This is a genomic window from Paenibacillus sp. IHBB 10380, assembly GCF_000949425.1.
GTDB lineage: Bacteria > Bacillota > Bacilli > Paenibacillales > Paenibacillaceae > Paenibacillus_AQ.
Genome location: NZ_CP010976.1, coordinates 4,861,521 through 4,874,944 on the forward strand (window position 1 = coordinate 4,861,521; position 13,424 = coordinate 4,874,944).

The following is a 13,424-nucleotide window of genomic DNA, read 5'->3' on the forward strand; positions in this document are numbered from 1 at the left end:
CCTTTATAATCGTAATATATAGTTATGACTAAAGAAGAACACACAGACATATTCCAACACCTATGGATATACATCTTTCACTTAGCCAAATTCGTCTTTATTTCATTCTATATAATAAGAAAAAAGCAATGACTCCTATCTATGATCAGGGAGTCATTGCATCTACCTAGAATGAAATTCTCATGACAGTTCATTCTATTTATATAACTCTACTTCACTTTAACGAAATAACTACACGCCTGTTCGGTTCTTCCCCTTTACTGTAAGTCTTAACTTGTCTATGATCCTGAAGCTTAGCATGAATGACCTTACGTTCTTGCGATGACATTGGCTCAAGTACAACTTCTTTATGAGAACGAATCACTCGCAATGCCAAACGATCAGCTAACTCCTCTAACGTCTTCTTCCGACGTTCACGAAAATTCTCAGCATCAAGTACAATCCTTACATAATTACTGGACACCTTATTGGCCACGATATTCGTTAAATACTGAAGAGCGTCTAGCGTCTGTCCTCTTCTGCCAATCATAAGTCCTAGATCAGGTCCATAAATATGAAGTGTGGTGGCATCTTTATTGTGCAAGACATCAACCTTCACTTGTAATCCCATACTTTTACCTACATCTAGAATAAAGTTAACCGCTGCGCGGTAAGGATCTTCTTCATCTTCTTGGATACTAGCGATATCTTGCGGAAGAGAGTTCACCGTCTCGGCTACTGGTACTGGTATCTCGTCAGGAAGCAAGGATAGTTCTACCTTCGCTTCCTTGACACCAATGAGTCCCAGGAATCCTTTTGACGGCTGACAAAGTATATTGACCGATACACGGTCCTGACTTACCCCAAGCTGGGATAATCCTTTTTTTACAGCTTCTTCAACGGTTTTTCCTGAAGCAGTTACTTTATTCATTTGGACTTTTTGGCCCCCTTCTTGCCGGAGTTGTTCCCTTTATTGCCCTTACTATTACCTTTACTATTAACCGCAGCGGATACAGCAGCTGTATTAACAACCGCATCCTTATTACGGTAAAGGAAGTAGTTCTGAATTAATGTATACAAGTTACTGTAGAACCAGTACAACGGCAATGCAGCCGGAAATTGATACGACATGAAGAAAATCAAAATGGGATAAACCATCATCATGAACTGCATAGCCCCTTGTTGTTGGCTAGGGTTCATTTTCATCATCATTCTAGACTGGAAGAAAGTCGTTACCGCAGCTAGAATTGGCAAAATGAATGTTTTGTCTGGTTCACCAAGCTGTAACCATAAAAAAGTATGCTCACGTATAGCTGAATTTCCATAGATAGAATTATAGAGAGCAATGAAGATAGGCATTTGAACAATCAATGGTAAACAACCAGCCATCGGATTGACTTTATTCTCTTGAAACAACTTCATTGTTTCTTGTTGTTGTTTTTCAGGATTATCTTTAAATTTTTCTTTTAGCTTAACTAATTCAGGCTGGATAGCCTGCATAGCTCTTGAACTTCTTACTTGCTTGATCGTTAATGGTAAAATAAGCGTACGTACAATAATAACCATAACTAATACAGCTAGTCCGTATTCCCCGCCGAACCAATCTGCGAAGGTATCCAGTGCTTTAGCGAACCAATAAACAACATTTCTCTGCCAAAAACCACCGTTCCTAAGATCCTCTGTAACCATGGTAGCTGCTGCACTCGTTCCACATCCTGATAATACAACCATAGTAAGAATCATTACAGTGGTGAGGAGGATCCATTTCCTACCTCGGCTAGTCTTAAATCGCGACAATTTATAACCCCTCTCTTAGCACGTCCATTTCATTGTAAATCATACCATATTCACAGGGACAAGGAAACATTTCATCAGCGCCTTGAAGAGCTCAAAAGTGACGCTTTTCGCAACACATGCAATATACTTCGTTCCAATTCTTTATACGGCATATTTAGGGCACCTTTGCGTACAATAAATACAAGATCAACGTGCTGAATTAAATCAGCTTCATGATGGCGAACAATTTCTTTAACTAGCCTTCTCATTCGATTGCGAACAACCGCGTTACCAACCTTCTTACTAACCGAAATTCCTACACGGAATTGCTCTACCTCTTTTTTGCGGAACCAATATACGACGAATTGATGATTAGCGAATGACTTTCCATGACGATATACACGACTGAAATCAGCGCGGTTTCGTAAACGTAAGCTTTTTTGCACGTATCTCTCCCAATTTCACTTCATATTTATTATTACTCTTCAATATATTATAGGCATGATCCAGAACTCATAAACTTATTCCATCCCAATACCTCTTTCTCATCCTTTATAAAGAAAAAAAGACCACCGCAGTGGTCTTCATGCACGCTCATTTTACGCACTCAATATTTTTCTGCCTTTTAAGCGACGAGCAGCCAATACTTTACGGCCGTTTTTCGTGCTCATTCTTTTACGGAAACCATGAACCTTAGCGCGTTTACTCACATTCGGTCTGAAAGTCGGTCTCATGAATTGCACCCCCTTACAGGTAATACTGCATATAGATAAACCATTTTCATCAACACAGAAAATGCCTTTATACATTTAACCATGAATAACATCAAAAGTCAATGTCCATGATATCACCCTCTTTTTTAAAAAGTTATCAACACGCTTCAGCAACTTTCAAAAGTTCTCCACAGACTCGCCTAATTAATAATGAAATGTTGAAAGTTATCCACCTGTTCACAATTGTGCGCGTTTTTGATTTTTCATGGTACAAGCTGTGAATAACTTTTTTGGTGATTTTACAGATGATGTCGAAATTTTAACAAAATATAAACAATATCTTGTGGTGTTAATAAACTTTATACACAAGTTATTGAATTTGTGGATAAAATGGCGACTTTCATTGAAAACTAACGCTTCTTTTGCTATGATAGTAATACTTTTGGTTGTGCATATGTTATTTAAATCAATAAATTATCAACAAGCTGTGGATAAACTTGTGAACAATTTCAATTTATCCATTTTTTTATGTTCACACCTTCGGGGTTTTGGGGATAGTTTTACACTATTCATCGTTTTTCGACAATTTGACTCATGGCTCTAGCCGCAATTGGGAGATTTAAAGGAGTGACAATCTGTGGACAGCCATACTTCTGAATTATGGCAAGAAATTCTTTCTATTATTCAAACCAAGCTTAGTAAGCCCAGCTTCGATACTTGGTTTAAAGCAACTAAAGCGACGCAGATTAATGATCATTTTATTGTGATCTCTGCTCCCACGACTTTTGCAGTCGAATGGCTTGAGAGCCGTTATACCAAAATGGTAAGCTCAACTTTATTTGAAGTCATGGGTAAGCAATTAGACGTCAAATTCGTTATTGAGGAAGCGAAGCCTGAATATCCGGCTCCGCAGCAAGTTACACCGCAGCCTCAAGTTCTTCAAGAAGAATCACTAACACACATGCTTAATCCTAAGTACACTTTCGATACATTCGTCATTGGATCCGGAAACCGTTTTGCACATGCTGCATCTCTAGCTGTTGCAGAAGCTCCAGCAAAGGCGTATAATCCTTTATTCCTTTATGGAGGCGTAGGACTCGGGAAGACACATTTAATGCATGCTATTGGTCACTACATCCTAGAGCATAATCCGAATAGCAAAGTCGTATACTTATCGTCCGAGAAATTTACGAATGAGTTTATTAATTCCATTCGTGACAACCGGACTGAAAATTTTCGTAACAAATATCGTAGTGTGGATATATTGCTCGTGGATGACATTCAATTTATCGCGGGGAAAGAATCCACACAGGAAGAGTTTTTCCATACATTCAATGCACTGCATGAGGAACGTAAGCAGATTATTATTTCTAGCGACAGACCACCAAAAGAAATTCCAACGCTGGAGGAACGTCTAAGATCTCGTTTTGAATGGGGTCTAATTACAGATATTCAACCCCCGGATCTAGAGACACGGACTGCAATTCTACGTAAGAAAGCGAAAGCGGAGAATCTTGATATTCCAAATGAAACCATGATGTATATCGCCGGCCAGATTGACACTAACATCCGTGAACTAGAAGGTGCCTTAATCCGTGTTGTAGCTTATTCATCACTAACCAATCAAGATGTAACTACTCATTTAGCTGCAGAAGCGTTAAAGGATATCATTCCTTCTAGCCGACCTAGAATGATCAGCATTCAGGATATCCAGCAGCGGGTTGGAGAATACTATAATTTGCGAATGGAAGATTTCAAAGCTCGCAAACGTACCAAAGCCGTCGCCTTTCCAAGACAGATTGCCATGTATCTCTCTCGAGAGTTAACGGACTTCTCTCTGCCCAAAATTGGTGAAGCATTCGGAGGGCGAGATCATACAACCGTCATCCATGCTCACGACAAAATCACACAAGCATTAAAGGTCGACCAAGATTTGTTTAAAGTGGTCAATAATCTTACAGAAAAAATCAAAAATCCGACCTGAACAAGTTCAAAGCCTATGCACAATCTATACACATGTGGATAGGCTTAATTTTATTCCGTTTTTTAGAGTTATCCACATATTCAGTGCCCCTACTGCTATTACTAACAAAATATATAAAGATACATCATCTATTAAGAGGCTGAACAAGGAACATTTCCTAAACTCAAAACAGCCGAAATCTCGCTAGGAGTGAAACTATGAAGATCAGCATTCTTAAAAATTATTTAAACGATTCGGTTCAGCAGGTATATAAGGCGATTTCTAGTCGAACCACCATTCCGATTCTGACCGGTATCAAACTCGATGTGAATCATCAAGGGGTAACACTTACAGCAAGTGATACGGATATTTCAATTCAATCATTTATTCCGATTGAAGATGATAATCAGACGATTGTTCAAATTGATCAAACCGGCAGTGTCGTACTCCCTGCTAAATTCTTCGGTGAAATTATCAAGAAGCTACCTTCGCAGGAAATTAATATGGAGGTCAAAGACAATTTCCAAACCTTTATTTCTTCAGGAGCTACTGAAATTCAAATCGTAGGCCTCGATCCAGAAGAATTTCCGATACTTCCATCCATTGAAGAAAACCAAACCATATCAATTCCTGGTGATCTCCTTAAAAATATGATTAAACAAACGGGATTTTCTATTTCCACTCATGAAACAACACCTATTTTGACAGGTATTCTGTGGAACTTAGAAGATAACGAATTAAAATTTACCGCAACGGATCGTCACAGACTGGCTACACGTTCAGCATTGTTAGAATCGGGAGATGTTCGATTTAACAATGTTGTCATCTCAGGTAAAACACTAAGTGAACTTAGTAAAATTGTGCCTGATCAAAATACACTTGTAGAAATTCTAGTATCTGATAACCAAGTATTGTTCAAAATAGATCGTGTCCTTTTCTATTCGCGTATACTTGAAGGCGTTTATCCTGATACTTCTAGGATTATTCCAACAACTTACAAAACAGAACTAGTTGTCGATACAAAAAAATTAAGTGAATCGATAGATCGGGCTTATTTGCTGTCTAGAGAAGAAAAAACCAATATTGTGCGTTTGCAGACCTTAGAGCAAGGTGGGATTGAAATATCTTCAAGTTCCTCCGAACTGGGTAAAGTACGAGAAGAACTAGATGTGATAGACTTTAAAGGTGATCCATTACGAATCTCTTTTAACTCCAAATATATGCTTGATGTGCTAAAAGTCGTGGAAAGTGAACAGTTAATGATCGCCTTTACGGGGATTATGAGCCCAATTGTTCTTAAACCAATGGATGATAGCCAAAGTTTATACGTTATATTGCCATACAGAACCAATAACTAAACGTAAATTATGTTGAAAGAGAAGGGAACATATATCCATGAATAAAGTAGTTATCCACACTGAATATATTAAGCTTGATCAATTTTTGAAATTAGCGAATTGTGTATCCACAGGCGGAATGGCCAAAGCACTTTTGCAAGAGGGTGCAATTTCTGTGAATAGTGAACCCGAAGAACGTCGTGGTCGCAAACTGTATCCAGGGGATATTGTTAACGTTGAGGGTGAAGGTTCGTTTGAGGTAGCTGTTGCAGAATAGTGCACCATACCTCAAAGTCCGCACATGAGTAGCGGCGGAAGATGAGGAGGACTTCAGTGTGTTTGTAAAAAACATCAGCTTGCAGCAATATCGCAATTATGAACAATTGCGGATGGATTCCTTTGGGGATGTGAATCTTTTGATTGGTTCCAATGCCCAAGGGAAGACCAATTTGCTGGAAGCTATCTTTGTCTTGGCACTTACGAAGAGCCACCGAACGTCAAAGGATCGGGAGCTCATTGCTTTTGAGCAAACAAGCGCTCATATTTCTGCCACCGTTGAGAAGAAGTATGGACCGCTCACGTTAGATTTGATGTTGTCTCCTCAAGGGAAGAAAGCCAAGATCAACGGTCTAGAGCAGCGCAAGCTTAGCGAATTTATTGGATCATTGAATGTGGTCATGTTTGCACCGGAAGATTTAGAAATTGTTAAAGGCACCCCTGGGATTCGCCGTCGCTTTCTCGATATGGAGATTGGACAGGTCCAACCTAGCTACCTATTTCATCTGCAGCAATATCAAAAAATATTGATTCAACGTAACAACCTCTTGAAGCAAATGTGGGGTAAAGAGGCTTCGTCGCAGGGGTTATTAGACATATGGAATGAACAATTAGTAGAGCATGGTGTTAAAATTATAAGAAAAAGGAAACAATTCATAGTAAAACTCCAGAAATGGGCAGAGTCCATACATCATGGGATCACGAATGGGACCGAGGATCTGCAGTTACGCTATGTTCCATCGTTCGGAGAGGCGGCAGAGGAAGATGAAGCTGTCTTATTCGAGCAATTTATGATAAAGTTAACACAATTGAAAGAACAGGAAGTTCGGCGCGGCATGACACTTGCGGGTCCTCACCGGGATGATCTAACTTTTTATATCAACGGTAAAGAAGTGCAAACGTATGGGTCTCAAGGTCAGCAGCGAACGACAGCCCTATCGCTTAAATTGGCAGAGATCGAGCTGATACAGGAAGAAATCGGGGAATACCCCGTACTTTTACTTGATGATGTACTATCGGAATTGGACCCCTACAGACAAACCCAGCTTATCGAAACATTTCAAAGTAAGGTGCAAACATTCATCACCGCAACTGGAATTGAGAGTTTGAATGCGGATAAACTAAAGAATGCTAACATCTACCATGTGCATGCAGGTCAGGTGGGCTCTTAAATGAGTGGAGGATCAGAATGTATATACATTTAGGCGGGGAAAAAAATATCCGATCCTCGGAGCTCGTAGCTATTTTTGATATATCGATTGAGAAATCATCTAAAATATCTAAGAAATTCGTAAGCCATGCACGGCAGGAAAAAACGATCGTAAATATTGGTGAGGAAGAGGCCAAATCTATCGTAGTAACGAAAGACAAGGTCTTTTACTCTCCGATTTCGTCTGCCACGCTTAAGAAAAGGGTCAATATATTTTATGCCAATGCTTAGTAGTAGTTGTAGAATCTATAGAAGTAGGTGAAGGCATGTCTATGAATCAACCAACATATGATGCGAGTCAGATTCAGGTATTGGAAGGTCTAGAAGCCGTCCGTAAACGGCCGGGGATGTATATTGGATCCACCAGTGCTAAGGGTTTGCATCATTTAGTGTGGGAAGTAGTTGACAATAGTATCGATGAGGCAATGGCCGGTATATGTGACCATATCGAAGTTACGATTCATCAAGATAATAGTATTACTGTTGTCGATAACGGCCGTGGTATCCCTGTAGGGCAACATGAGAAGATGCAAAAGTCTGCTCTAGAAGTCGTTATGACTGTTCTTCACGCAGGTGGTAAGTTCGGTGGTAGTGGGTATAAAGTATCGGGTGGACTACATGGTGTGGGCGTATCGGTTGTAAATGCTTTATCTGAAAAACTTCTTGTTACCGTTCAGCTTGAAGGCAAAGTCTATCAGCAAGAATATCGTCGTGGTGTACCTCAATATGATGTGAAAGTAATCGGGGAGTCGGAAGAACATGGAACGACAGTTACTTTCTATCCTGATCCAGAAATTTTCACAGAGACGGTTGAATATGACTACGGAACTCTTCTTACTCGTATTCGTGAAATTGCCTTCTTAAACAAAGGTATTGCACTAACACTTACAGATGAGCGCAGCGGAGTCTCGAATCGTTTTATGTATGAGGGCGGAATTATTGAGTATGTGAGATTTTTGAATGAGAAAAAAGAAGCACTTCATGAAGATCCAATCTACGTAGAAGGCTCACGGGATATGATACAGGTTGAAGTCGCCTTACAATATAATGATAGCTACACAGAGAACATTTATTCTTTTGCGAACAATATCAATACGCATGAAGGTGGAACTCATGAATCTGGATTCAAGAGTGCTTTGACCCGAATCATTAATGACTATGCTCGTAAATCAGGTTTGATTAAAGAGGGTACTTCCAACCTTTCAGGTGATGATGTTCGTGAAGGACTAACAGCGATTATATCGGTCAAAATTCCAGAACCTCAATTTGAGGGTCAAACAAAGACGAAATTGGGTAACAGTGAAGTACGTGGGATTGTAGAGTCACTATTCTCAGAGAAGCTCCAAGAATTTTTACAAGAAAATCCTGCTGTATCCCGTCGCATATTAGAAAAAGGCCTACAGGCTGCAAGAGCACGTGAAGCTGCACGCAAAGCCCGAGAGCTAACACGACGTAAGAGTGCACTAGAAGTCAGTGCCTTGCCAGGTAAATTAGCGGACTGTTCTTCGAAAGATGCATCGTTAAGTGAACTTTACATTGTCGAAGGAGATTCAGCAGGCGGATCAGCTAAGCAAGGTCGTGACCGACATTTTCAAGCGATTCTCCCACTTCGGGGTAAAATTCTAAATGTCGAGAAGGCTAGATTGGACCGTATCTTATCTAACGCAGAAATTCGTAATATGATTACAGCGCTTGGAACAGGTGTAGCTGAAGATTTCGATCTTAGTAAAGCTCGTTACCATAAAGTTATTATTATGACAGATGCCGATGTCGATGGTGCGCATATTCGTACATTGATGCTGACGTTCTTCTATCGGTATATGCGTAAGTTAGTGGATGCAGGGTATATCTATATCGCGCAGCCACCGTTGTTTAAAGTAGAACGTAACAAAGTCATTCGTTATGCGAATACCGAGTCTGAACGTGATCAGATCATAAGTGAGTTTGGTGCAAATGCTAAATTTAACGTTCAACGTTATAAAGGACTTGGTGAGATGAATGCATCACAATTATGGGAAACAACGATGGACCCAGAGAGTCGCACCATGCTTCAAGTACGGATTGAGGACGCTATGATGGCAGATAGCATATTTGATACATTGATGGGTGATAACGTTGAACCACGACGTGATTTCATTAATGAGCATGCTAAAACCGTTAAAAATCTTGATATTTAAAATAAATTTTGCAAATATACTGAAGAAGGTGCGACTGCACCTTCTTTTTTTTAAATTTAGATGGTATAAACTTTCATGATTATTTCGTCGGTAAACCAATGATGTCCTTTTAGGACCACGAAGCCGTTTATCCTTATATAACAGATTAAGCTTGTTTAAATGCTTCTTTTCTTGGAAGAATATCTGCCGTAGGATACGGCATAACGATGTATTCGTTTATACACATGTTTATCAGGTATAAACTTTTTGAATGGAATTAGAGCCGGAAGAGTATTTACTTCAAGAATCCATGGTTTTAGATCAGAATCTATAGCAACATCCAACCCAAGTTCCTTGATACCAGGGTATTTCTTTTCAAGTTGAACGGCAACTTCCGTTCCAAGACTATGAAGTGATCGCTCAAATTTGAATACCTCCATTCGATTCATGTAATTAGATAACAAGATATCCATCATATAAACACTTCCACCATTGTGATGGTTCGTTACTACTTTATTAGGAGCTGCCACACGTCCAAGAATTCCTGTTGAGGCCCACCGATGATTAGGACTTTTTTGGGTGAGAACGCGAAGATCGAAGGAGCGATTGTTATACTGCAAAGATACGATACCTTGCTGAATCAAATACGTGTGTTTACGTATATGTGAAGTAATATAAGTATGAAGTGGTTCAAGTGAAGGGAAGATCTCAACGGTCGTATCATAATAAAGTAAGTATTTATATTTTATTGGGATTTCTTCACTTGGCACATGATCTTGATCTGGTAATTGTTCAATACGCATAACGCCATTTCCATAGGTCCCTTGATCAGGTTTGATATATACCATGGGGTATACTTTCAACATGCTGTCCAAAGCATCCCAATTGTATTTATAAGTGAGCGGAATATAGGCGGATATCTCTTCATTTTGGAGAAGCACTTTGGTCTTTTCCCATTTACTTGAGACACGCTGAATTGCCAAGAAGATTCATCCTTTCAAAATTACATTTTTAGAATAGTTAATACAGACGATTTAGATATGTTAAAGGGTGTAAAACTTAAGACAATGTAATGAAACAATGGTATACTATGAGATAGGGTATTTCCCTAACAATGTATGTTTTGGTATCTAATCAAGGCAGGGCATATCCCTAATACGTCTATAAAATTAGGCATATTTCCCCCTTTAAGAGCTTTAACGTTTAATTGTGCTCCTTTTGAGAAAGTAATATAATAAAGATTACTGATTTTTTATAGCGTGATAGGTTATGAAGCGGATTCCGGACTCCTAGATGGAGGAACCGTTTCTATTTGCTTATAGAGTTTATTTAAGGTTGATAGGAAATTGGAGGAGGTCCAGTATGGCGGAAGAAATTAACTCGCAAATTAAGGATCGGGATATTGGCGTTGAGATGCGCGAGTCATTTATGGACTATGCAATGAGTATTATTGTAAGCCGTGCCTTGCCTGATGTAAGGGATGGGTTAAAACCTGTACACAGACGTATTTTATATGCGATGTCAGAACTAGGGATGACCCCAGATAAGCCTTTTAAGAAATCAGCAAGAATTGTCGGCGAAGTTATCGGTAAGTATCATCCACATGGAGATAGTGCCGTGTATGAAACGATGGTTCGGATGGCACAAGACTTCTCGCTTCGCTATATGCTAGTAGACGGTCATGGTAACTTCGGTTCTGTAGATGGCGACATGGCAGCTGCGATGCGTTATACAGAAGCACGGCTATCCAAGATCGCTATGGAGATGCTACGTGATATTAACAAGGAAACCATTGATTTCACAGCTAACTACGATGGAGAAGAACAGGAACCTATCGTATTGCCTGCTCGTTATCCTAACCTTTTGGTTAATGGGGTGTCGGGTATAGCTGTTGGTATGGCTACTAATATTCCTCCACATAATTTAGGTGAAGTGATTGATGGTGTCCAAGCTCTGATTAAGAATCCAGAACTTGATTCACTCGATTTAATGGAATACATTAAAGGCCCCGATTTCCCAACCTCAGGTTATATACTTGGTCGTCAGGGGATACGTCAGGCTTATCAAACAGGTCGTGGTTCTGTAACGATGCGTGCGAAGGCTAATATTGAGGAGAATAACAACAAAGCGCGTATCGTTGTCTATGAACTCCCATATCAGGTGAACAAAGCACGGTTAGTGGAGAAAATCGCTGAGCTTGTTCGTGAGAAGAAATTGGATGGAATTACGGATCTACGAGATGAATCTGACCGCAATGGTATGCGTGTCGTTATTGAACTTCGTCGTGATGTGAACCCTAATGTAATCCTGAACAATCTATACAAACATACCTCGATGCAGACAACGTTTGGTATCAATATGTTGGCCATCGTTAATAATGAACCCAAAACACTAAGTCTATATGACGTACTGTATCACTATCTGGATCACCAAAAGGTTGTAATACGTCGTCGTACTGAATTTGAGCTAAGAAAAGCAGAAGCGCGTGCACATATTCTAGAAGGTTTGCGCATAGCTATGGATCATTTAGATGCAGTTATCGCACTAATTCGTAGTTCACAGACGACTGATATTGCTCGTGAAGGGTTAATCAGTACATTTGATCTAAGTATTGAGCAAGCTCAGGCCATTCTAGAGATGCGTTTGCAACGTCTGACAGGACTAGAACGCGATAAGATCGAGAATGAGTACCAAGAGTTATTGAAGAAAATTAGTGAATTCCGTGAAATTTTAGCTGATGAATCGCTTATATTACAAATTATTAGCGAAGAATTAAATGAAATTAAAGAACGTTTCGCTGATGAACGTCGTACTGAGATTACCATTGGGGAAGAAAGTATTCATGATGAGGATCTCATTCCACAAGAAGAAGTAATCATTACAATTAGTCATACTGGTTACATTAAACGTCTTCCTGCTAACACATATCGTAGTCAAAAGCGTGGTGGGCGTGGAGTTATGGGTATGGATACTAAAGATCTGGATTTTGTAGAGCATCTTTTTGTGACGAATTCACATCATTACTTGTTATTCTTTACGGATAGAGGTAAAGTGTATCGTCTTAAGGCATATGAGATTCCTGAGTTGAGTCGAACAGCACGGGGTACAGCGATTATCAACTTAATTCAAATTGAGCAAGGGGAGACTGTCAATGCAGTTATTCCAGTGCAGAAATTTGATGGTGAAGATTACTTATTCTTTGCTACGCGTCAAGGGGTCGTGAAGAAAACTCCATTAGAGGATTACATCAACATTCGTAAGGGTGGGCTTATCGCCATTAACCTTCGTGATGATGATGCACTAATCGGAGTGAAGCTTACGGATGGAGAGCAAGAAGTCATCATGGGTACTGCTCAGGGCATGTCTATTAGATTCTCAGAAGGTGATGTTCGATCCATGGGGCGTAGTGCAACAGGAGTTAAGGGTATCCGATTGTCTGGTGAAGATGAAGTGATTGGCATGGATGTGGTAGATAAGGACCTAGATATCCTCATCGTTACTTCTAAAGGTTATGGTAAACGTACACCGGTTAGTGACTATCGATCCCAGAGCCGTGGTGGTAAAGGAATCAAAACGATTAATGTAACGGACAAGAATGGTCCAGTCATTGCATTAAAAGTTGTCAAAAATGAAGAAGACTTAATGATTATTACGACAAGTGGTACTTTGATCCGTACGAGCATGGAAGGTATCTCCACGATGGGTCGTTACACGCAAGGCGTTAAATTAATTAATACCCGCGAGGACGATGCCGTTGCTACGGTATGTCGTGTTGATAAAACAGAAGAAACAGAAGATTTTCCTGAAGGAGAAGAGGACTTTAATGAGTCAGGCTTGAATGCTGGTTCAGTTGGAGAGGACATAGAGTCTTCGGAGACGAGCTCTTCCGATGGTGATGAACCTTCTCTAGACGTCTCTGATGAAACGCTAGAAGAAGAATAGATTTTAAGTTTCGAAGAGCATTATCATTCGGAAAAGATGGCTACCGAATCTTTAACTCTGGGTTATTAAATG

12 protein-coding genes are annotated in these 13,424 nt (G+C 39.8%); 7 read left to right on the forward strand and 5 right to left on the reverse strand.

Annotated elements, in window-relative coordinates; translation table 11 throughout:
* Positions 1-214: 214 nt before the first annotated feature.
* The 4 genes from jag to rpmH all read right to left on the reverse strand — a co-directional run bounded on the left by jag (position 215) and on the right by rpmH (position 2,489).
* Entirely contained in the window at positions 215-910 is a 696-nt protein-coding gene (gene jag, locus UB51_RS22060; RefSeq protein ID WP_044879154.1) for an RNA-binding cell elongation regulator Jag/EloR, read from the reverse strand.
* On the reverse strand, positions 907-1,776 hold the full coding sequence (locus UB51_RS22065) for a YidC/Oxa1 family membrane protein insertase (RefSeq protein ID WP_044879155.1): 870 nt from the start codon (positions 1,774-1,776) through the stop codon (positions 907-909). The genes jag and UB51_RS22065 overlap by 4 nt, the downstream gene beginning before the upstream one ends.
* Positions 1,777-1,850: 74 nt before the next feature.
* Positions 1,851-2,201, reverse strand: a complete 351-nt coding sequence (gene rnpA / locus UB51_RS22070) for a ribonuclease P protein component (protein ID WP_044879156.1) — start codon at positions 2,199-2,201, stop codon at positions 1,851-1,853.
* 153 nt (positions 2,202-2,354) lie between these two features.
* Positions 2,355-2,489 carry a 50S ribosomal protein L34 gene (gene rpmH / locus UB51_RS22075; protein WP_044879157.1) on the reverse strand — a complete coding sequence of 45 codons (135 nt, stop codon included), beginning with the start codon at positions 2,487-2,489 and terminating at the stop codon, positions 2,355-2,357.
* 616 nt (positions 2,490-3,105) lie between these two features.
* On the opposite strand from rpmH, the gene dnaA reads away from it, so the two are divergent.
* From dnaA to gyrB, 6 genes are all read left to right on the forward strand, one after another.
* On the forward strand, positions 3,106-4,452 hold the full coding sequence (gene dnaA / locus UB51_RS22080) for a chromosomal replication initiator protein DnaA (protein ID WP_044879158.1): 1,347 nt from the start codon (positions 3,106-3,108) through the stop codon (positions 4,450-4,452).
* A 197-nt stretch (positions 4,453-4,649) separates the two neighbouring features.
* Entirely contained in the window at positions 4,650-5,789 is a 1,140-nt protein-coding gene (dnaN, locus tag UB51_RS22085; RefSeq protein WP_044879159.1) for a DNA polymerase III subunit beta, read from the forward strand.
* A 37-nt stretch (positions 5,790-5,826) separates the two neighbouring features.
* The gene (gene yaaA / locus UB51_RS22090; RefSeq protein WP_044879160.1) at positions 5,827-6,045 is read left to right on the forward strand and encodes a S4 domain-containing protein YaaA; all 219 of its coding nucleotides are present in this window, start codon (positions 5,827-5,829) and stop codon (positions 6,043-6,045) included.
* A 58-nt stretch (positions 6,046-6,103) separates the two neighbouring features.
* Positions 6,104-7,216 (forward strand): DNA replication/repair protein RecF, encoded by a 1,113-nt coding sequence (recF, locus tag UB51_RS22095; RefSeq protein ID WP_044879161.1) that lies wholly within the window; start codon positions 6,104-6,106, stop codon positions 7,214-7,216.
* Positions 7,217-7,233: 17 nt separating this feature from the next.
* On the forward strand, positions 7,234-7,485 hold the full coding sequence (gene remB, locus UB51_RS22100; RefSeq protein WP_044879162.1) for an extracellular matrix regulator RemB: 252 nt from the start codon (positions 7,234-7,236) through the stop codon (positions 7,483-7,485).
* Between the two features lie 35 nt (positions 7,486-7,520).
* Positions 7,521-9,431, forward strand: coding sequence for a DNA topoisomerase (ATP-hydrolyzing) subunit B (gene gyrB, locus UB51_RS22105; RefSeq protein ID WP_044879163.1), 1,911 nt, complete (start codon positions 7,521-7,523; stop codon positions 9,429-9,431).
* 155 nt (positions 9,432-9,586) lie between these two features.
* Here the strand turns inward: gyrB and UB51_RS22110 are convergent, their stop codons facing one another.
* Positions 9,587-10,393, reverse strand: a complete 807-nt coding sequence (locus tag UB51_RS22110) for a YheC/YheD family protein (RefSeq protein WP_044879164.1) — start codon at positions 10,391-10,393, stop codon at positions 9,587-9,589.
* 379 nt (positions 10,394-10,772) lie between these two features.
* On the opposite strand from UB51_RS22110, the gene gyrA reads away from it, so the two are divergent.
* Positions 10,773-13,352, forward strand: coding sequence for a DNA gyrase subunit A (gyrA, locus tag UB51_RS22115; RefSeq protein ID WP_044879165.1), 2,580 nt, complete (start codon positions 10,773-10,775; stop codon positions 13,350-13,352).
* Positions 13,353-13,424: the final 72 nt, after the last annotated feature.